A 23,419-nucleotide genomic window follows, 5' to 3' on the forward strand; every position below is an offset into this window, starting at 1 on the left:
TAACGAAAAGATTTCGAGCACAGTTTTGTGCGCGAAGAAGAAAAATTTACCTTAAGAATCAAAAAAGATCAATAATTTGATCGGTATTGACGATCGATGGTCAATATATTGATAGGATTTATCAATCAAGGAAAAGTAAAGTGAAACGGAGAAACGTTTTTTTACATATGCGCCATAATTGCATAGATTAACGTTAACAACTGACTGAGGCAACTTTCGCCGCCGAATTCGATATTGGCCTCATTGACGAGGCCAACATGTTAATTTTTCAGGAAAATTTAGCCATAAAACTGACTGATGCTCTCTTTTTCTTGACCGGATATAATGACATTCAGTAGTCGTTCATAATATTCAGCCAGGTTATCAATAACTTCTCCTGTATACAGTTCTGGATTGTAATTGAGTGCACACTCGATCTTTTGTGGCATGTATATGAGATTCATTCCAAGTGATTCAAAAGGAATCACTTGGGCCTCTATCAATTCCACATCAAGATTTGGCAGTGATAATTTTCCATTCTTGGACATATCGATAAAATCATAGAGATTTTGCGCATCCAAATAGTTAAACAGAACATTAAATATATTATCTATCGCCTTTTCTCCCACCACTTCAAGCACAACAGACATGTGAGTATTTGAATTTTCTATGAAGTGATGAACAGACTGACTAACCTGCTTAATGACTTCTTGCAGGCTCATCTCCTTACTAATAGTCGATTTGACTATTAAGTCACTTAAGAATAACCCGACTGTTTGATGGCTTTCTATGCGATTACGGTCAGCTTTTGGTGAGGTAACAATATGTTGTGACTCACCGGAGTGCATAAAAAGACAAGTGTGGAATAAAGCCATAAATAACATATAAGGCGTTATCTTATGAGTTTCACAATATTGTGAAACGGCTTTATCGAGTGAATCAGGTATTTTGATATGACGGGAATGAGAGCGATATTTTGAGGCCAGATGACGTTTGAAAGGAACGGGAAAATTACGTTCTGTACTAACATCGGAAAATTGTTGCTGCCAAAATTTAATCTGTTTTTTAACTGCCTCAGTTGTATGAGTTTCTTGCAAGTCATAAACATAATCAGAATATTGCATAGCAACTGGTGGTAACGTATTTTCTTGTCCCTGAGAATAAGCCGTATATAACTGTTTAAACTCATTCATTATGACATTGATAGACCATCCATCAGAAATAATGTGGTGCATATCAACAAATAATACTGTCATTTTTTCCGAAACAGGCAATAAGAATGTCCTGATCAATGGACCTTTGTAAACATCAAAAGGTGTTCTTAATTTCTCTTCCCAGAGTTTGTTAATTTCAATAATAATTTTTTCTTTCTCTATTTCTTTTGGTAATGCTTCGATAACTTGCAGATTAATTTTCATTTTATTATCAGGCTGCATGAAAATTTGCTCGTTTTCTTTATAAAACTTAAAACGCAAACTTTCATGCCGCTCTAAGATGGTATTTAACGTTTTTTCCAACGCACTATGATTCAGTTTTCCTTCCATCAGTAAAGCAACTGGTACGTGAAAACTGTCCTCCAATAATTTTTCTTGAATAAAATACCAAAACAGTCTCTGACTATAAGAAATAGGTATTTTTCCATCAGATATATTAGGTGTTGTCTTTGGTACAGATATTTCGTGCTTATGACTGTTACGAATCACACTTGCAATTTGTGCAATGGTTGGATTTGCAAATAGCTGCTGCATACTGAAATTATTGGTTAAAGTACTTCTTATGGCAGCGGTTATCTTAACGGCCAGGAGTGAATGACCACCGAGCGAGAAGAAATGATCATAAATACCAATTTGATTGATTTTTAGATGTTCTTGCCATAACTGACAGAGTTTTTTCTCAATTTCATCTCTCGGTGCGATATAAGTCTGACGATGTAAGTCACTCTCATCTGGAATAGGTAACGCTTTTTTATCCACTTTATTATTCAAATTCAGTGGCATACGTTCCAATGGGATATAAAGACTGGGCACCATATAATCAGGCAATTGTTTTTTCAGAGCAGATTCCAGTAACTCCGCAAGTTCTCCACCAATGGCAGGGAGTTGTGGATAATTGGCCAAATGAGTTTGGCTGTAATCTGAACGTGCCTGTATTTGAGGTAATTCACCCCGGCTGAAAATGACATCCAGCAAGTCAGGTCGTTGTTGTGACCATGTCACACCACACTGATAACCACACTGTTCGGCATAATGAAGCAAAGACTCCAATGCCTGAATTTGCTTCGTTGCTTGCGGAGAAAAACCACCTGCATATTCTGACGGCGATATCATTTGATTGGCTGGCCAATGGCGTAGCCCTTCCGCTAAGTCAAAATCATCTTTGATGCGGGCATTAGGTATGCCTGAAATACCGAATGTCGGGTCTATCCCTGCCTGCAATAAATCACGCAAATTTTCCAGAGTAGAGAAATCGTACCAATTGCAAGATAAATCATCACAAGATGTCGTCTGCGCGTTTCTCTTATGCAGAATGACATCATACCGATAGCGCAGCATTTCATTATCACCGATGCCACGTTTGACCAAAATATCAACCCGGCTAATTTCAGGATAACGTGTTGGTAACTGGGTAAAATAGGTTGGGCTAAGCAGCAATTCGGTTTCTTGTTGTAATCGCCGTTGAATACGATTTGCCAATGTGCTGACTTCAATGCGTTGCCCATTCAGGTGACCTTGCTCAATGGCCGTGACATGTGCAGTTAATAGATCTAAGTTACGAATATCGCCCAACAAGGCTTTTCCGCCTGTCTCCATGATTGACAGTAGCTGAGTAAGCACTTTTTCCAGGTATTGAACATTGGGGAAGGATTGCACAACGGAGTTAATCACAATGGTATCGAACTGATCAGGCGTGGTTGTGCCCAAATTCAGTGCATCCCCCCTTCTTAGTGCTACGTGCGACCAGCCACGCTGTTGCAAAATCTTCTGGTGACGAGCCAAGACTGCCGCTGAAATATCAGTGGCCAATACCGATTCACACTGAGCCGCATAATGGTACAACAAATCCCCTGTCCCACAGCCGATTTCCAGTAAACGACGGGGACGCAAGGATTCAATTCGCTGTACAGTGCCTGTCCGCCACTCTTTTATTTGGTCCAGCGTAATGGGCTGACCGGTATAACTGTTTATCCAGCGACTGAAATCCGTGTCTGAATCTACTACTCCATTATTGTCATGATGGGTATTTTCCGATGTAGATTGTCCTTCAAAGACATTTTTCCTGTTTTCAATATAGTTCTCATTCAATGCGGTCACTTTTTCGTCTAACCACGCCGTTGTGGGACTGATATAAGCAATGAGTTTTTGATTTTCGCCTTGACTATACATGCTTACCACCGCATGACTCACAATATCATTGGCTGCTAAAACAGCCTCAATTTCCCCCAACTCTATCCTGTACCCTCTGATTTTAATCTGCGAATCCAGCCGGCCAATAAATTCCAGTTCACCTTCCGGCGTCCAGCGCACTAAATCCCCTGTACGGTAAAGCCGGTCTGCCGGATTGGTGCTGAAAGGATCAGGAATAAACTGTTTTTCTGTCATGTCCGGTGCATTACGGTAACCCCGTGCCAGTTGAATACCACCGATGTGCAGTTCCCCGACAGCACCAAAAGGCACCAGATGGCCGTCAGAATTCAGGATACGCATCACGGTATTTGGCAACGGTTTCCCAATCGTCACTCGCTTATCGGCGGTTAATAAGGCGGCAGTCACAATCGACGTACACTCAGTCGGGCCATAAACGTTAAACAGCTTTCTGCCCTGTGACCACTGTGCGGCGATATGCGGCAACACCGTTTCCCCCGCTAACAGCAAGGTTGAAACGGTGCGCCATTTGTTGAAATCCAGATGAGGCAGCAGCGCCGGCGGGAGTACGGCATGGGTTATATGGTGTTTTTCAACCATCTCGTCCAGCCATTCAGGTGAACGGCGGTGTGTTTCTGAAATCAAATACAGCGTGGCCCCATAAGCCAAAGTCATGGCCATTTCCAACACAGCGGCGTCGAAGCTCCAGGAAGCAAATTGCAACCCGCGAATATCAGCCCCCGCACCAAATAACCGGGCTTGCGCCTGTGCCAGATTCACCCACCCCTTATGCTCCAGCATTGCCCCTTTTGGCCGGCCGGTAGAGCCTGACGTATAAATGACATAGGCCAGATGATTTTCTGTCAAGGGCACCGGGCGATGAACAAGATTACCGGCGGGCAGGTTTTGCACCTGCGACTGTACCGTGTCGGAATCCAGACAGATAACGCGTTGCTGGCTGATGGGTAATTTATCCACCAGCGCTGTTTCAGTCAGGATAAATTCCGCCCCGCTGTGCTCCAGCATATATTGCAGGCGGGCTTGCGGGTAACTGGCATCCAGCGGCACATAAGCGCCGCCGGCTTTGAGAATCCCCAACAGGGCAATCACCGTTTGTAACGACCGGGGAAGGCAAATGGCCACCAGAGTATCTGGCCGGATACCTTGTTCAATCAGGTAATGAGCCAACTGATTGGCCTGAGCATTAACGGCCTGATAACTTAAAGCTTCCTCCCCAAAAACCAGCGCGTTTTTTTCAGGATTCAGGGCCGCCTGTTCTTCAAACAGTTCATGGAAGCACCGCCCTGGTGGATAATGATTCTGTGGCCCATTTAATTTATGCAGTAAGGTCTGTTTTTCAGCTTCTGCCAATAATGGGAGTTCATGAACGGAAGGTTCTTTATTGATTGAATCATCTGTCATCACCTCAACAATGCCAGAAAGCAAGGTTTCGTAATTGGCGATGAATCTCTCAACGGTGCTACTGTTGAACAGACTCGTGTTAGAGACCCATACTATAGATAATTCACTTGTCTGTTCTTCTTCATAAACATGGACTTCCAAATCAAATCGAGTCGTTTTAAGTAAATCATCGCCAAAATCAGTAATATTATCCTGTTCCAGCGTTGTATCACGTTGGTTGTTCTGTACCGCAAAGATAATCTGGAATATAGGATTGTGATTTAAGCTTCGTTCCGGACTGAGCTTTTCTACCACTAGCTCAAATGGCAGATCTTGATGCTCATAGGCATCCAGAATGGTACGACTGTTCTGCTTTAATAATTCACTAAAAGTAGGCTGACCGGATAAATCCGTTCGGATAACCAGTGAATTGACGAAAAAACCGATCAACGGCTCAATATCATGGTGTCTTCTCCCTGCCAGCCCCGTTCCAATCACAATATCTTTTTCATTACTGTAACGGCTCAGCAATACAGCAAAAGCCGTTTCCAGGAACATGAATAAAGTCACGTTATGTTTAGCACACAATCCCCTGATTGCTTGGGTCAGACGCGAGGAAATGCGTTGTGTATGAAAACATCCCTCGATATTTTGTTTCTCCAGACGTGGATTATCCAGTGGCACACGATGGACGGGTGAAATACCCGCTAACTGATTCTGCCAGTATGTCAGTTGCTTTTTCAGCACATCACCTTGTAACCAGCTCTGTTGCCATTGGGCGTAATCAGCATACTGAATTTTCAGCGGAGGTAACGGATTTACCTTTCCTTGACAATAAGCTTTATATAACGTGAAAAATTCATGGAGAAATATTGTTACAGACCAGCCATCAAAGGCGATATGATGAATCGTATAAATAATGACATAATCATTTTCTGCCAATTTTATTAACCGAATGCGCAGCATCAGATCTGTGCTAAGGTTAAAAATCAAACTCTCTTCTTCCTTACCAAGTTGTTTTACTTGATAGTTTTTCTCAGATTCAGAAAGTGCGGATAAATCATAATGTGTAATTGGTAAATCGTAATCAGTGGAAATAAATTGCCGCGGCTCGTTACCGACGGTTTTAAAATGGGTACGCAACACTTCATGGCGTTCAAGCAATGTCTTTACGGCTGCCTCAAACGCCTGTATGTTAATGGATTCCCATAACCTGAAATTCCCCATACAGTTATACTGAGGGCTGCCTCCATCCAGTTGATCAATAAACCATAAACGCTGTTGAGCAAATGAAAGCGGATAATGTTCCGCGTTACCAGCACGCGGAATATCTTGCAAAAAGTGATACGTTTGAGTTTGCTCTTCTGAATTAAGCTGGTTCAGAAAATTAATTAACTCTTGTTTATGTTGTTTCCACTCACTGAGCAATTCCGGTGGAATACTGTCGCGACTGGTCTTGTATTGTAAACGATTATCAGTAACGTACAGAGTAATTCCCTGATCTAAAGCTTCATTGACAATTCGCGCGGCATTTTTCATATCTCACCTTTCAAGAGTTCTTGTGCTGTTTCTTGCTCAGACTGGAAATGTTTTCTTTTTTCTTTAATAAGATGAATAGTGACAACTTGCGATAACTGCTCAAGTGTCGGATGTTCAAAAACATTTCTCAACGGCACCTCTACTTTTAAGTCATTGCGTATTGAACTAATAAGGCGGGTTGCCTGAAGTGAGTGACCACCCAGTGTAAAGAAATTGTCATAGATCCCGACTTGACTGACATTCAATAAACTCTTCCATAACTGACTGAGCTTAATTTCTATTTCATTTCTTGGTGCCACATAGTTTTGTCGGCGTAAATCATCTTCATTTGGGATAGGTAGCGCTTTTTTATCGACTTTATTATTTAAAGTGAGTGGCATTCGTTCCAGAGGAATATAAAGACCAGGAACCATATATTCTGGTAGTTGCTGCTTCAGTGCAGATTCGAGTAATTCTGAAAGTTCACCGCTAATAGCCGAAATTTGCGGATAGTTAGCCAAATGGTTTTGATTGTAGCTGGTACGTGCCTGTACTGGGGGCAATACTGCGCGGCTGAAAATCACATCCAGTAAATCAGGTTGCTGTTGTGACCATGTTACGCCACACTGATAACCACACTGTTCAGCATATTGCAGTAAGGATTCGAATTCCTGAACCTGTTTTAATGCCTGTGGGGAGAAACTGCCGGCATTTTCTGGTGGTGTTACCATCTGATTGGCTGACCAGTGACGTAACCCTTCTGCTAAAGCAAGATCATCTTTAACTTTGGCATTAGAAATGCCCGAAACACCAAATGTATCCTCTGTGCCCTTTTGTAACAAATTACGCAGACTTTCAAAAGAGTCGAAATTGTGCCAACTTAGCGGTATTTCATGACAAGATTCAGTATTTTCGTCTCTTTTATGTAGTATGACATCATAACGATAACGCAGCATTTCATTATCACCGATGCCACGTTTAACCAGAATGTCAACCCGGCCTATTTCAGGGTAACGCGTCGGTAATTGAGCAAAATAAGTTGGGCTGAGTAAAAATTCGGGTTCCTGTTGTAAACGGCGCTGAATACGATTCGCCAGCACTCCGACCTGAATACGCTGCCCGTTAAGATGACTTTGCTCTATTGCTGTAGCATGAGCAGTTAGTAGATCTAAATTGCGAATATCACCCAACAGAATTTTTCCGCCTGCGGTCACAGCAGGCATGAGTTGTTCAAGCACTTTCTCCAGATACTGAACATTGGGGAAATATTGGACAACAGAGTTAATTACGACAGTATCAAATTCGCCAACATGTAATGTGCCTAAGTTGAGCGCATCTCCTCTTCTTAATTGCACATGTGACCAGCCACGTTGTTGCAGAATATGTTGGTGCCGGTTCAGAACCTCAGCCGAAATATCAGTCGCCACCACTGACTCACACTGTTCAGCATAGCGATACAACAATAATCCGCTACCACAACCAATTTCCAGTAAACGGTGAGGATGCAGGGCATTAATCCGGTGCATGATCCCCGCTAACCACTCTTCCATCTGTTCAAGAGTAATCGGCTGTTTAGTGTAACTGTTCATCCAGCCACTGAAATCACTGTCAGATTCGACTGAATCACGGATACTGTCTTGCCGGGTATTATTCGTTATCGGTTGACGGTACTGCTCATCAAAAATTTCTGTCCAGTTCTCAACGCTTCCCGCGTTAAATTCAGTGGCTTTTTCACCTAACCATTCCGGACTTGGGCAGACATACGCGATGAGCTTTTTATCTTCATCTTGACCATAAGCGATAACAACAGCACTACTTAAAGCCTCGTGCCCGGACAAAACTGTTTCGATTTCACCCAATTCTATGCGGTGACTACGGATCTTAACCTGAGAGTCAACGCGGCCGATAAATTCCAACTGACCATCAGGTGTCCAGCGCACTAAATCGCCAGTTCGATACAGCCTGTTTTCCCGGCTATCCGTTGCGTGTGAACTGAATGGATCGCGAATAAAGTGTCTTGCCGTGATTTCCGGTGAGTTTCGGTAACCGCGTGCTAACTGAACACCACCGATATACAGTTCCCCGACAACGCCCATCGGAGCCAAGTTACCTTCTGGATCAAGAATACGCATCACAACGTTAGGCAAAGGTTTTCCAATTGTGATCTTCTCGTCAGTTAATAAAGCCGTGGTAACAATGGATGTACATTCTGTCGGGCCATATACATTAAACAGTTTTCTATTCTGTGACCAACGAACAGCGATCTGTGGTGGTACGGTTTCACCCGCTAAAAGCAACGTTGAGACAGAATGCCATTTGTTAAAATTCAGATGAGGAAGCAGTGCTGGGGGTAGTACAGCATGGGTTATCTGATGTTTTTCAACGATTTCATCCAACAATTCAGGGGAACGCTGTTGTGTTTCTGAAATTAAATACAGTGTTGCACCATAGGCTAATGTCATGGACATCTCTAAGATCATGGCGTCAAAACTCCAGGAGGCAAACTGCAATCCCCGGCTATATGAATCAACACCAAATAATCCTGCTTGCGAAAATGCCAGATTAACCCACCCCTTATGTTCCAGCATCACCCCTTTCGGTTTGCCAGTAGAGCCGGAAGTATAAATCACATAAGCCAGATGATTTTCCGTTAGCGGGAATGGACGCTCAGTAATATTACTTGTGGGCATGTATTGCAGTTGTGACTGTATAACCGCCGTATCCAAACAGATGACTTTCTGCTGGCTGATTGGGAGTTTTTCAACAAGGTGAGTTTCGGTCAGGATAAACCCCACTTCACTGTGGTCCAACATATATTGGAGACGGGCTTTCGGATAACTGGGATCTAACGGTAAATAAGCCCCGCCTGCTTTAAGAATACCCAACAACGCCACAACAGCCTGTAATGATCGTGGTATACAAAGTGCAATCAATGTATCCGGTTTGATCCCCTGCTCAAGCAGATAATGCGCTAATTGGTTGGCTTGTTGATTTAATGACTGATAGTTCAATGACTGACAATTCAGGGAATCATCCCCAAAGATCAGGGCATTTTTTTCAGAGTGTTGTAAGACCTGATCTTCGAAAAGTTCATGGAAACATTTCCCGGTCTGGTAAGAAACTTGTGGCCCACTCCATTCATGCAGTAAGGTGTTCCGCTCAACATCTGCTAATAATGGAATGTCATGGACGGATGGCTCGCTAGTGCCAACATGATGTTTCATCACATCAACAATGTTGGTCAGCAAAACTTCGTAATTGGCGATTAATCTGTTAATAGTAGCACTTCTGAACAGGCTGGTATCCGAGATCCACCCAATAGATAACTCACCTTCGTCTTCTTCGTATATATGGACTTCCAAATCAAATCGGGTCGTCAGAAGTGAACGTTCTTTAGATGTAACAACACTATCCTGCTCCAGAATTGTATCCCGTTGATTATTCTGTACTGCAAACATGATCTGGAAAATAGGATTATAATTTAAATTCCGTTCTGGACTGATTTTCTCTACCAACATCTCAAAAGGCAGGTCTTGATGTGCATAAGCATCGAGAATGGTACGACTGTTTTGTTTTAATAATTCACTAAAAGTAGGCTGGCCGGATAAGTCAGTTCTAATCACCAGTGAATTGACGAAAAATCCAATCAAAGCCTCAGTGTCACGATGTCTTCGCCCTGCAAGGGGCATTCCAACCAGAATATCTTTTTCGCTACTGTAACGGCTCAACAACACAGCAAAAGCTGTTTCCAGAAACATAAATAACGTCACTTTATGTTTGGCACACAGTGCGCGTATTTCTTGGGTCAGAGTCTTCGGAATACGTTGTGGATGGACATCCCCTTCAAAATTCTGTTTTTCTGGACGTGGATTATCCAGTGGAAAACGGTGAAGTGGTGAAATACCTGATAACTGGTTCTGCCAATAATCCAGTTGTTTTTCCAGAATATCACCTTGTAACCAATCCCGTTGCCATTGGGCATAATCGGTATATTGAACTTTTAATGGTGACAGAGGATCATCCTCGCCCTGGCAATAGGCACGGTATAATGTGAGCAGTTCACTGATGAATATTGCCAGCGACCAGCCATCACAGGCGATATGATGGATCGTATAGAGAATGAAATAATCATCCTCTGCTAATTTTAGCAACCGAATACGCAGCATCAGGTCAGTACTGAGGTTAACGACTTGTTTCCACTCTTGTTCACCAAGTTGTTTAACCTGTTGCTCCTTCTCAGATTCTGGCAACGAAGACAAATCATGTATTGTAATTGGTAAATCATAAGAAGTAGCAATAACTTGTCGGGGTTCATTATCAATCATTTTGAAATAAGTACGCAGTGATTCATGGCGTTCAAGCAATGTTGCTATAGCAGTCTCAAAGGCGTTGAAATTGAGCGGCTCTCTCAACCTGAAATCACCTGTGCAGTTATATTGAGGGCTGCCTTCGGTTAGTTGATCAATCAGCCATAAACGCTGTTGGGCAAATGACAGTGGATAATGCTCTGCACGTTTATAACGTGGAATATCCTGTAGCCGATGTATATTCACGTCTTCTTCTGATTCAAGATGTATCAGAAAATCAATTAACTCTTGTTTATGTTGTTTCCATTCATTAAACAGTTCCGGTGGAATACTGTCGCGGCTAGTTTCATATTTCAGTTTGTTATCAATAACAAACAGAGTAATCCCTTGATTTAAAGCCTCACTGATGATCTGCGCTGCATCTTTCATATATCACCTTCCAATAGTTCTTGTGTTGTTTCTTGCTCAGCCTGAAAATGTTTTCTTTTTTCTTTGATAAAATGAATAGCGACAACTTGCGATAATTGCTCAAGTGTCGGATGTTCAAAAACACTTCTCAAAGGCACCTCTACTTTTAAGTCATTGCGTATTGAACTAATAAGGCGGGTTGCCTGAAGTGAGTGACCACCCAATACGAAAAAGTTGTCATGAATACCGACCTGACTGACACCTAGCACTTCTTGCCATAATTGACTGATTTTTTTCTCCATTTCATTTCTTGGCGCAACATAATCTTGTTGACGGAAATCATTTTCATCTGGGACAGGTAATGCTTTTTTGTCCACTTTGTTATTTAACGTGAGTGGCATTCGCTCCAGTGGAATATAAAGGCTTGGAATCATGTATTCCGGCAGTTGTTTTTTCAGTGCTGATTCGAGTTGTTCTGAAAGTTCAGCTTTAATCTCTGAGTATTGGGAGATGTTTTCGGTACTAAGGTTTTCGATATTAACTTGCAGGACTCTTTCGCCCAACCAATCTGCGGTTGGGCAAACATAGGCAATCAATCTTTTGTCTTTATCGTTCCCATAAGTAATAACCGCAGCGCTGCTTAAGGCATCATGTCCCGCCAGTGCAGCTTCGATTTCTCCTAATTCAATCCTGAATCCTCTCATCTTGACTTGAGAGTCAATCCGACCAATAAATTCCACATTTCCATCAGGCAGCCAACGAGCTAAATCCCCCGTGCGATATAAACGTTGGGATTTGTCCGTCAAATCAGTAATAAATTTCGTTGCGTTCGTTTCAGGCGCATTCAAATACCCACGTGCCAGTTGGATGCCACCAATACATAATTCCCCCGCAACACCAATAGGAACTAGATTGCCTGATGGATCAAGAATACGGATAACGGTATTAGGCAATGGTTTCCCAATCGTAATTTTGTCATCAGTTATTAAGCCCGAAGTCACAATGGCAGTACATTCTGTCGGGCCATATGCGTTGAACAGTTTTCTGCCCTGTAACCAACGAACAGCAATTTGTGGTGGTACAGCTTCCCCCGCTAAAAGCAAGGTTGAAACGGAACGCCATTTGTTAAAATTCAGGTAAGGCAGCAAAGCAGGTGGTAATACAGCATGGGTAATCTGTTTTTTTTCCACTAACTCATCCAACCATTCAGGGGTATGCTGTTGGGTTTCTGAAATTAAATAAAGTGTTGCGCCATACGCCAGTGTCATAGATATTTCTAAGATCATGGCATCAAAGCTCCAGGAAGCGAACTGCAATCCACGGCTATACGAATCAACACCAAATAATTCTGCCTGTGAAAGTGCCAGATTCACCCACCCTTTATGTTCCAGCATCACCCCTTTCGGTTTACCCGTAGAACCTGAGGTATAAATGACGTAAGCCAGACTGTTTTCAGTTAGTTGAAATGGGCGTTCAACGATATTGCCCGTAGGCATGTGCTGCAATTGTGACTGTATTGCCTCAGTATCTAAACAGACGACTTTTTGCTGGCTGATTGGGAGTTTTTCTATCAGATGTGCTTCAGTCAGGATGAACTTAGCTTCGCTGTGTTCCAGCATATATTGAAGACGAGAGGTCGGATAGCCAGGATCTAACGGCAGATAGGCCCCACCGGCTTTAATAATCCCCAATAGTGCTACAACAGCGCGCAATGAACGAGGAATACAGAACGCAACCAATGTTTCTGGTTTGATATTTTGTTCTATCAAATAGTGAGCAAGTTGGTTGGCCTGTTCATTTAATTCCTGATAACTCAATGAATTACTGCCAAAAACAACGGCTGTCTTTTCAGGATGCCGGGCAGTTTGTTCCTCAAACAGTTCATGAAAACAGCCGCCATGCTGGCTATGATCCTGTAGCCCATTCCATTCATGTAATAAAGTATGTATTTCAGTCTCTGCTAATAGCGGAATGTCATGAACAGAGGGTTCTTTGTGTATCAAATCTGAGCCGATACGTGGCTTCATCACTCTAACAATATTAGCAAGCAAAGTTTCATAATTGGCAAGTAATCTTTCGATAGTAATATTTTTGAATAGGCTGCTGTCATAAACCCACAAAAAAGATAATCCTCCCTCCTCTTCTTCATAAATATGAATTTCCAAATCAAATCGGACTTTCAAAAGCAGACGCTCTTCAATCTCAATATTATTATCCCGCGCTAACGTTGTACCTTGCTGAGTATTTTCCAGAGTAAAAGCGATTTGGAATATAGGGTTATAATTTAAGTTTCGTCCCGGACTGATTTTTTCTACCAGCATTTGAAATGGCAGATCTTGATGTGCATAAGCATCCAGAATGGTACGACTGTTCTGCTTTAATAACTCACTAAAAGTAGGCTGACCGGATAAATCCGTTCTGATCACCAGAGAATTAACAAAAAAACCAATCAGAGGCTCAATATCACGGTGTACTCTCCCTGCAAGGGGGGTTCCGACCAGAATGTCTTTTTCATTACTGTAACGGCTTAATAATACAGCAAAAGCTGTCTCCAGAAACATGAATAGAGTGACTACATGTTGGTGACATAATGCTCTGATTTCTTGAGTCAAATCCTTTGAAATACGTTGTTCCTTAAGTTTCCCTTCGAAACTCTGTTTCTCCGGTCGTGGACTATCCAATGGAAAACGGTGAAATGGAGAAATACCTGATAACTGGTTTTGCCAATAATCCAGTTGTTTTTTCAGAATATCACCTTGCAGCCAATTTCGTTGCCATTGAGCATAATCGGTGTATTGAATTTTAAGTGGCGGTAATGGGGCTATTTCCCCTTGATTATGAGCGCGATATAATGTGATAAGTTCATTGATAAAGATTTCTATTGACCAGCTATCGCAGGCAATATGGTGAATGGTATAGATAATGACATAATCATTTTCAGCCAGCTTAATCAATCGAATACGCAACATCAAGTCAGTGCTGAGGTTAAAAACCAAATTATCTTCTTCTTTACTCAGTTGTTTAACTTCATTTTTCTGCTCAGCTTCAGACAATGCCGTTAGATCATGCAGCTTAATGGGTAAATCATAGGAATTTGCTACAACCTGTCGTGGCTCATTATCAATCATTTTAAAATGAGTACGTAATGCTTCATGGCGTTCAAGCAATGCTTTTACCGCGGTTTTAAATGCATTGAGGTTGAGTGATTCACGTAATCTCAAATAACCGGGACAATTATATTGGGGACTCCCTTCGGTCAGTTGGTCGATAAACCACAAACGTTGCTGAGCAAATGAGAGTGGATAATGTTCTGCATTGCCATCACGTTGAATATTCTGTAACTGATGTGTTTGAATTTCTTCTTTTGAATCGATTTGGCTCAGGAAGTCGATTAACTCTTGTTTATGGTGTTTCCATACACGGAGCAATTCTGCTGGAATACTATCGCGGCTAGTTTCGTATTGTAAACGGTTATCAGCAACAAATAGAGTGATTCCCTGATTTAAAGCTTCATTGACAATTTGCGCTGCATTTTTCATATATAACACCTTTTACATAAAAATAATTTTCAGGCACGTTTCAGTCATCTTTCGAAAAAAGATTGATTAATAATTTTCTTTATCATTTTTTGAAATGGGTAAGTTATGTTTTTATGTAATTATAAATCCGATGCATTAACATATACCGTGCAATAGATATTTTTTGAAATATTGAATTAGACAGGTAAGAAGGGAAATTAATTTTAACATTATTCAAGTGATTCTTCATGATATTTAAAATGGTAAAATGAAAAAATTAATAGCCATGTTAGCATATGAATATCGAAAATCCTTAACGGTATTGTTTGATTTAGTTATCAAAACAATGAAAAAACATAAAGTTTTTTTAATGGTTGCATAATATAAAATTCACATCAAAACTAATAATATTCAGAGGAAAATATAACAATTAAGTTTTAACTTCGCTATCTATATAAATTTTAATTTAATTAAATAATCAAATATAAAAATACTATTTTTAAACAAAAAAAGAGCTTCGATTTTTATACGAAGCTCTCAAATTTAACTCGATTAAATATATTCAATCATAGTGCACGTAAAATTGCTTCAACACTTGTTTTGGCATCACCAAATAGCATTTGTGTATTCTCTTTAAAGAATAATGGGTTTTGCACACCTGCATATCCGGTATTCATAGATCGTTTAAAAACAATCACATTTTGCGCTTTCCAAACTTCTAATACAGGCATTCCAGCTATCGGGCTGTTTGGATCTTCCTGTGCCGCAGGATTTACTGTGTCATTGGCACCAATAACCAAAACTGTATCTGTTTCAGAAAAGTCATCGTTAATTTCTTCCATTTCTAAAACAATATCGTAAGGCACTTTAGCTTCAGCCAGTAATACGTTCATATGACCAGGCAAGCGCCCTGCCACTGGATGGATACCAAAACGTACGTTGATTCCTCTTTCACGCAATTTTGCTGTAATGTCATGTACCGGATATTGTGCCTGAGCAACAGCCATTCCATAACCTGGAGTAATAATAACCGAAGTAGAATTCTTCAATAGTTCAGCGACATCTTCTGCGGCTGCTTCACGATATTCTCCCATATCCTGATCATCGTCCGCTGAGACACCATCACTACCGAAACCACCGGCAATAACACTAATAAAGGAACGGTTCATCGCCTTGCACATGATATAAGAGAGGATCGCACCAGAAGAACCCACTAAAGCACCAGTCACAATCAGTAAGTCATTACTCAACATGAAACCTGCCGCAGCGGCCGCCCATCCCGAATATGAGTTCAGCATGGAAATAACAACCGGCATGTCTGCCCCGCCGATGGATGCCACCAAATGCCAACCAAAAGCTAATGCGATTACCGTCATGGTGAGCATGGTGAAAACCTGTAAACCGACGCTTTCTGTTTTGATAAAGCTAATCATCAACACAAAAGAGACAACCAAAGCAGCCAGATTAAGTTTATGGCGATGTGGCAACATCAATGGCTTGGATGAAATTTTTCCGCGTAATTTACCAAATGCCACAACCGAACCTGTGAAGGTCACAGCCCCAATAAAGATCCCAAGGAAAACTTCTGTCAGATGAATATTTTCCATAATGGCATCAGCAAAAATATCGTGGGCCATAAAGCTATTGAACCCAACCAGAACAGCAGCCAAACCAACAAAACTATGCAAAATGGCGACTAATTCCGGCATTTCAGTCATCTCTACTTTTTTAGCAAGACGAGTTCCAATGACTGCTCCAATAATCATTGCCAGAACAATCCAGCCAACGTTACCTGTATCCGGCCCTAATATGGTTGCAATCAGGGCAATTGCCATCCCGGTTATGCCAAAGAGATTACCTCGCCTGGAACTTTCATGGCGAGAAAGTCCTGCAAGACTGAAAATGAATAAGATCGCAGCAACAATATATGCCGCAGTGACTACTCCATTCGACATGAGTTACCCCTTATCCTTTACGAAACATTTTTAGCATACGCTGTGTCACAGTGAACCCGCCAAAAATATTGATACTGGCAATCAACACTGCAATGAAAGAGAAGAAACTCACCCATCCACCTTCGCCTATTTGTAATACCGCTCCGACCACAATGATCCCGGAAATGGCATTAGTGACAGACATTAATGGAGTATGTAATGAATGGCTGACATTCCAGACAACGTAATATCCAACCACGCAAGACAGAGCGAATACGGTAAAGTGGGACAGAAACTCTTTCGGAGCAACATTTGCTAACCAACCAAAAAGGATAATGGCCAATGCCAGTAACCCATATTTCAACCACGGAGATTTAGGTGCTTCCGTCGGTTTAATGGCTTTCTTGGTAACATCAGGTTTGGAAGGTTGAGCTGAGACCTGAATTGGTGGCGCAGGCCAGGTAAGCTCTCCTTCTTTAATAACAGTGACACCACGAATAACAATATCATCGAAATCAATGGCAATTTCCCCATTTTTCTCTTTGCACAGTAATTTCATCAGGTTAACTAAGTTGGTGCTGTATAATTGTGATGATTGGGTAGGTAAACGGCTAGGTAAATCAGTATAACCAATGATCTTGACACCATTATCTGTCACAACAAGTTTATCGGTTTCTGTAAGTTCACAGTTTCCGCCATTTTGTGCAGCCAGATCGACAATCACACTCCCCCGCTTCATTGATTCTACCATTTCTTTGGTAATCAGTTTTGGTGCAGGTTTACCCGGAATCAAAGCGGTTGTAACAATAATATCAACTTCTTTTGCCTGAGCGGCGAACAGTTCCATTTCAGCCTTAATAAAGGCTTCTGACATCACTTTTGCATAACCATCCCCACTTCCTGCTTCCTCTTTGAAACTTAATTCCAAAAATTCGGCGCCCATACTTTGAACCTGTTCCTTAACTTCCGGACGAGTATCAAAAGCACGGACAATCGCACCGAGACTACCTGCCGCTCCGATAGCAGCAAGGCCAGCAACACCAGCACCAATAATCATAACTTTAGCGGGTGGTACTTTACCGGCAGCAGTAATCTGGCCAGTAAAGAAACGGCCAAATTCATGAGCGGCTTCAACAATGGCCCGATAACCAGCAATATTTGCCATTGAACTCAGGGCATCTAATGATTGGGCGCGGGAGATACGTGGGACAGCATCCATTGCCAGAACAGTTATTTTGCGTTTTGCTAGTTTTTCCATTAATTCAGGATGTTGTGCTGGCCAGATAAAACTGATTAATGTTGCGCCTTCCTTCATTAATCTAATTTCTTTATCTTCCGGAGCATTTATTTTAAAAACAATGTCTGATTGCCAAACTTCATGATGTTCTGCAATATCAGCCCCGGCTTTTTGATAAGCAACATCATCAAAACTGGCAAGAGACCCTGCTCCTGTTTCAACTGTTACATTAAATCCTAACTTCCGTAATTGCTCCACTGTTGATGGTGTTGCAGCAACGCGAGCTTCATTGGGAAATTGCTCTTTTGGTACACCAATATGCATAATGTTTCCTTCTTTAAGGATAAAATATTGCTGATTATTACCTGTTGAAGCCAATTTAACGATTAGATTGTTTTTATTACTACTATCAGTAAAACCTATCAATGAGATTTATCAACAAAAATACCAAATGATAACAAATGAAATAATACCATTAAGGTAACATAAGGATTCTGAAAGACAATATTTCTGAAAATAAAATAACCTTCAATGTAATCGATGATTGTTTTTATATAAATGACTATTTTCATTAAAATTCTTGGCGTCATGTGCCAAAAACAGATAAGCAGTTATTTAAATAGAATAAATTCTTGCGACAATTGGCATTAATACATGTAATAATTACGATCTATGTGATACAGAACAATGTTCAGCACGTTATAAATATTTTAATGCGCAAGGCGAAAGGATTTTTTATGAAGCTGAAGACCACGATCATCGCAACTGTGATGTTCTCATTAACAACAATTACCGCAGCACATGCAGCAAAAGAATTAACACCAGAGCAAGCTGCTGAACTTAAGCCATTTAAACGAATCGCAGTCACCGGACGTTTTAATGCAATTTATGAAGCAACCGATGCAGTTTCCCGTCAGGCTGAGAAAAAAGGTGCTGATAGTTTCTATATTCAGAGTTTAGACGATTTCAATGGAAGTGGTAATTTACGTGTTGTTGCTGATTTATATCATAAAGATGCAGAAAAAGTAGACAAAACCACTCACTATCGCATCTATCGTGGGATCAAAGAATTACCTAAAACCGAAGCTGTCACTCTGGAACCTTTCGATACGATAACAGTAAATGGTTATTTTCCAACTGATCCTGATCTAAAAGAAGCTCTTGCTAAAGCAGCTAAAAAGAAAAATGCCGCTTCTTTCTTTATTGTTCGTGATATTACCCCGAATAATGGTGGTAACCAGGTAGTTACAGCTTATATTTATAAAGAAGATGCACCGAAACGCCAAGTACAATCTGATAAGGCAGTCATTCCAGCCGATTCCGATGCGGGTCGTCAGTCTTTGGCACAAGGTGGGGAAGCTGCTGAGAAAGTTGAAATTCCGGGTGTTGCCTCGTCAACATCAACCAGTCATGTTATTGGTCGCTTTTTTGAGACCCAGTCATCAAAAGGCGGACGTTACACTGTAACCTTGCCTAATGGAACAAAAATTGAAGAATTGAATAAAGCATCTGCGGCTCAGATGGTGCCTTTTGATTCCATCACTTTCTCTGGCTATTACACAACTGCACCTGAAGTATCTTATCAGGTAGCTAAACGTGCAGCAGAAAAAGGGGCGAAATACTACCATATCACGAGAGAATGGCAGTCTAATGGTGGCAACGTTACCATTAGCGCAGATTTATTTAAATAATCAATTTTTTTCTCAAATCAATTTATGAAAGAAGCACACATTATTAGGTGTGCTTCTTTTTCTTCTATAGATCGCTTTTGTCATATCCATAAAATTCATTATTTAACCTTCATTTACACAATTTTCATAACTGTTTATTATTTGATTCACCGAGGTAAATTCAAATTTTACTCATTAAAAATGTTTATATTTTGAACACCTACTTGTTTCTTAAAAGCATAAGAAGAACAGAAAAGTCATTTGTAATTTATTTAGAGGAAAATATATTTTTATGCATAATTTTTATGTTTTTTTGCATAGTCACCCATTGCATACACCCCCTTCACTCCGTAGAATCGCCCTGTTTTTTAGTTTTAACTACTGAATATTTCTGCATTCCGTAGCATGGATGCAATAAATGTCCAATATGTGTTCGATATTCAGGATAAGTATTCTGGCTAATCGTGTTGATTTTATCTTACTTTTAGGAACGTATCTTTGGAAAAGAAATTAGGCCTTACGTCTCTAACAGCTCTCGTACTCAGTTCTATGGTTGGAGCGGGTGTATTCAGCTTGCCACAAAATATGGCATACGCAGGTAGCCCAGCGGCATTAATGCTTGGTTGGGGGATCACAGGTATAGGTATTCTCTTTTTAGCTACGTCTTTACTCTTACTCTCTCGCCTCCGCCCTGATTTAGACGGTGGTATCTTTACTTATGCTAAAGAAGGGTTTGGTGAATTAGTTGGCTTTTGTTCTGCATGGGGATATTGGTTCTGCGCTATTATTGCCAATGTTTCTTATCTGGTGATCGTCTTTGCGGCGTTAAGTTTTTTTACTGATACCGAACATTCCGTGATTTTCGGTGATGGAAATACTTGGCAAGCGTTGATTGGTGAATCGATTTTACTTTGGTTCGTTCACTGGCTTGTGCTCAGAGGAGTACAAACGGCGGCAGGTGTCAATCAATTGGCCACAATGGCAAAGCTGTTACCTCTAGGAATGTTTATCGTTTTGGCTGTCATCGCTTTCAAGATAGACGTATTTACATTCGATTTCACCGGTATTGAGATGGGTGTCCCCGTTTGGCAGCAAGTCAAAGATACCATGCTGATAACCTTATGGGTGTTCATTGGTGTTGAAGGTGCCGTCGTGGTTTCTGGCAGAGCCAAAAAACGTAAAGATATTGGTATTGCAACTATACTGGCTGTTGTTTCAGCATTAGGTGTTTACGTGCTTGTTACCCTACTCTCATTGGGATTAGCTACCAGACCTGAATTAGCTGCAATGCGTAACCCTTCTATGGCAAATTTGATGGTAGGGTTAATTGGCTCAGCGGGTGAAGTGATTATTGTTGCTGGTTTAATCGTTTCCGTCTGTGGTGCTTATCTGAGCTGGACAATAATGGCAGCAGAAGTTCCTTTTATTGCTTCCCTGCATGGCTCATTTCCAAAGGAATTCAGTAAACAAAATGATAAAAAAGCACCTGCATCCTCGTTGTGGATCACAAATGGGGCCATTCAGCTTGCATTGGTCTTGATTTGGTTAAGTGGCAGTAATTACAACACATTGCTTTCTATCGCATCAGAAATGATACTTGTCCCTTACTTTTTGGTTGGTGCGTTTTTAGTAAAAGTAGCATTTGAGCGTAGTAATCGAGTTTTATTGTTCATCGCTATCGGTGCTTGTAGCTATGGTTTATGGTTACTTTATGCTTCAGGTTTAATGCATCTGCTGCTTTCTGTTATATTGTATGCCCCTGGATTATTGGTTTTCCTATATGCAAGGAAGCAAAACCAGGGGTGTAATGGCCTAAATATGTTAGAAAAATCTGCGATTGCTATTTTATTACTGACAACGATTCCCTCTACATGGTTATTGATTCATTAGAGCCTATTCTTTGCATTCATTAACTATTTATTAGTCTAAATCACCTATCTGCCAAGATCATGGAGAGAAGTTTGCTTCTCTCCTACTCTTTTCTCCTGCTTCTTTCAAGCCTTTCTTCGTTTTTTGAAATGTTATCCTGCTGAGCTTTTTTGTTTGGTTAATGAGTGTTTTTTTTAAATAAGTATGTTGTAACTAATATGGATTTTTAAGATCAAAAAACATTCTATACATAAATATTTATTCTGTTTTATTGTTACAGGATTTTTTTAAGTCCCCATTATACAAATTATGCTATGTCAGTTATTATTGGCTATGAGTTAATTTATGTTAATTATATTAACTGGTGAATCTAAAAAGGCTGGTTTTATCATCTAACGAATGTAAAATACTTGGCATTAACTCCATGAATTGGATATTAATCACAAATAAATAATATTTAGTAAAATATATAGTAAAAATATAAAATCACAAAAATAAACACTTTTATCCTCATATTTATTCCCTCAGATTTTCTCCAATTAATAATTAATCTTATAAAACAGAATAAAAACTTATTTACGATTAAAAAACATTCTATTTTATGAATTACAACGCTATTAATGGAACGTTATTAGAGCAAAACTCCAAATATTGCGCTTTGTTGAGTTATTATTTTGATCTTTACTCATTGATCGCTACTATATTCTTCGAAATATCTGTCAGATAGAAAATATTAATATCATTTTTTATCATTTTTCAGGTATCAACTGAGACTACTCATTTGCTGTATTATAATTGTACGGCTTTAATGTTAATTTAATCAGCTATATCCCTGTTGTATTACTACACCAGGGATGGGATATATTAAAAATGAAAACCAAGTTAATTATTTCATCCTTATTTGTTTCATCTGTATTTATGTCTTTGGCACATGCCGCAAATGGTAATATTCAAGATGGAGAAATCAGATTCACAGGAAAAATTATTGCCGATGCATGTAAAATTGATTCAACCTCTAAAAATCAAACTGTAAATATGGGAACAATCAGTACAAATTCATTTAGTGGGGTCAATAGCACGGCAGCCGCGACACACTTCAGCATTAAGTTGACTGACTGCCCAAAAACCAATCAATATGCAAGTGTTAAATTTGATGGTCAACTTGATAATATTAATAATACACTTTTAGCATTAGACAATTCAAAGCCTGGAGCCGCTGACGGGATTGCTGTTGGTATTTATGAACAAAATAGCAATACGCCAATTCCTATGGCAAAGACTTCATCTAAAAAAATTATTGAAAATCAAACGGTTGAAATGAATTTCATTGCTAAGTATGTTGCAACCAAACAAACGATTATTCCTGGTACTGGTAATGCGATAGCTAATTTCACTATCGTTTACAACTAAAATATATAGCAAGAATACCTGATAAAAACACTATTGCCATTTACTATAACCAGTGAGTGGTAATAGTGGGATTAATATATAACCATAAAAAATAATATTACCCGGAGTATCTATTTTGAAATACTTTCGTATTTTGATTCTTATTATCATCTACATATTCAGCGCTAATGTTTCTTTTGCTGGTGTCGTTATTGGTGGCACTCGTGTTGTCTATAACAGTGATCGAAAAGAAGCTTCAATTTCTATCAGTAATCCAGAAACAGATGTTTCTTATCTTATTCAATCATGGGTTCAGGGAGAAAATGATGAAACTAAAGTACCTTTCATTATCACTCCCCCACTCTTTAAATTAACGGCAGGAAATGAAACTGTATTACGAATTGTAAAAACCGGAGATAATTTACCCAACGACAGAGAATCTCTTTTCTGGCTCAATATTAAATCTATTCCCGCAATAGTAAAATCTGAACAAAATCAGTTACAAATCACAGTAAAATCAAGATTTAAGCTATTTCATCGCCCTGCTGATTTAGCCGACAACGCAAGTATTGCTTATAAGGCACTGAAGTTCAAAGTTGATGGCCGTCAACTGACAGCCAAAAACCCGACACCATACTATGTTTCGTTTTCTTATTTAAGTATTGGAAATAGTTCAAAAAGCCATGAAATACAACCTGCTGGCATGATCACTCCTTTTGGTCAGTTAAGCTGGGATATTCCTATTAAGAATATCAATCATGTTTCCTGGAAAACCATCAACGATTTTGGTGGGGTAACGCCAGAAGAAAAATATACATTTTGAGCAT

9 protein-coding genes are annotated in these 23,419 nt (G+C 40.2%); 4 read left to right on the plus strand and 5 right to left on the minus strand.

The features are described from left to right. Nucleotides 1–278: 278 nt before the first annotated feature. From Xind_RS07330 to pntA, 5 genes are all read right to left on the minus strand, one after another. Nucleotides 279–6,281, minus strand: coding sequence for a non-ribosomal peptide synthetase (locus Xind_RS07330; protein WP_187649762.1), 6,003 nt, complete (start codon nucleotides 6,279–6,281; stop codon nucleotides 279–281). Continuing rightward, on the minus strand, nucleotides 6,278–10,996 hold the full coding sequence (locus Xind_RS07335) for a non-ribosomal peptide synthetase (RefSeq protein WP_246432483.1): 4,719 nt from the start codon (nucleotides 10,994–10,996) through the stop codon (nucleotides 6,278–6,280). Before Xind_RS07335 ends, Xind_RS07330 begins: the two co-directional genes overlap by 4 nt. Beyond that, on the minus strand, nucleotides 10,993–14,514 hold the full coding sequence (locus Xind_RS07340; RefSeq protein WP_187649763.1) for a non-ribosomal peptide synthetase: 3,522 nt from the start codon (nucleotides 14,512–14,514) through the stop codon (nucleotides 10,993–10,995). The genes Xind_RS07335 and Xind_RS07340 overlap by 4 nt, the downstream gene beginning before the upstream one ends. Nucleotides 14,515–15,059: 545 nt before the next feature. After that, nucleotides 15,060–16,448, minus strand: coding sequence for a Re/Si-specific NAD(P)(+) transhydrogenase subunit beta (pntB, locus tag Xind_RS07345; protein ID WP_047682070.1), 1,389 nt, complete (start codon nucleotides 16,446–16,448; stop codon nucleotides 15,060–15,062). Between the two features lie 10 nt (nucleotides 16,449–16,458). After that, nucleotides 16,459–17,988: a Re/Si-specific NAD(P)(+) transhydrogenase subunit alpha gene (gene pntA / locus Xind_RS07350; protein WP_187649764.1), complete on the minus strand. Its 1,530-nt coding sequence runs from the start codon at nucleotides 17,986–17,988 to the stop codon at nucleotides 16,459–16,461. Nucleotides 17,989–18,401: 413 nt separating this feature from the next. Here pntA and ydgH point away from each other — a divergent pair, with 413 nt between their 5' ends. From ydgH to Xind_RS07370, 4 genes are all read left to right on the plus strand, one after another. Then, a complete protein-coding gene (ydgH, locus tag Xind_RS07355) occupies nucleotides 18,402–19,355 on the plus strand; it encodes a DUF1471 family protein YdgH (protein WP_187649765.1) in 954 nt (317 codons plus the stop codon). Between the two features lie 477 nt (nucleotides 19,356–19,832). Continuing rightward, nucleotides 19,833–21,224: a basic amino acid/polyamine antiporter gene (locus Xind_RS07360; protein ID WP_047682076.1), complete on the plus strand. Its 1,392-nt coding sequence runs from the start codon at nucleotides 19,833–19,835 to the stop codon at nucleotides 21,222–21,224. 849 nt (nucleotides 21,225–22,073) lie between these two features. Continuing rightward, a complete protein-coding gene (locus Xind_RS07365) occupies nucleotides 22,074–22,613 on the plus strand; it encodes a fimbrial protein (RefSeq protein WP_047682079.1) in 540 nt (179 codons plus the stop codon). 115 nt (nucleotides 22,614–22,728) lie between these two features. Beyond that, complete coding sequence (locus tag Xind_RS07370) at nucleotides 22,729–23,415, plus strand: fimbrial biogenesis chaperone (RefSeq protein ID WP_052189556.1); 687 nt, start codon at nucleotides 22,729–22,731, stop codon at nucleotides 23,413–23,415. Nucleotides 23,416–23,419: the final 4 nt, after the last annotated feature.

It is taken from the genome of Xenorhabdus indica, from assembly GCF_014467235.1.
Lineage (GTDB): Bacteria > Pseudomonadota > Gammaproteobacteria > Enterobacterales > Enterobacteriaceae > Xenorhabdus > Xenorhabdus indica.

Excerpts from the sequence above, each read along its gene's own strand:
- pntA (WP_187649764.1), bottom strand. The coding sequence starts at position 17,988 with ATGCATATTGGTGTACCAAAAGAGCAATTTCCCAATGAAGCTCGCGTT.
- Xind_RS07335 (WP_246432483.1), bottom strand. The coding sequence starts at position 10,996 with ATGAAAGATGCAGCGCAGATCATCAGTGAGGCTTTAAATCAAGGGATT.
- Xind_RS07330 (WP_187649762.1), bottom strand. The coding sequence starts at position 6,281 with ATGAAAAATGCCGCGCGAATTGTCAATGAAGCTTTAGATCAGGGAATT.
- Xind_RS07340 (WP_187649763.1), bottom strand. The coding sequence starts at position 14,514 with ATGAAAAATGCAGCGCAAATTGTCAATGAAGCTTTAAATCAGGGAATC.
- pntB (WP_047682070.1), bottom strand. The coding sequence starts at position 16,448 with ATGTCGAATGGAGTAGTCACTGCGGCATATATTGTTGCTGCGATCTTA.
- Xind_RS07365 (WP_047682079.1), top strand. The coding sequence starts at position 22,074 with ATGAAAACCAAGTTAATTATTTCATCCTTATTTGTTTCATCTGTATTT.
- ydgH (WP_187649765.1), top strand. The coding sequence starts at position 18,402 with ATGAAGCTGAAGACCACGATCATCGCAACTGTGATGTTCTCATTAACA.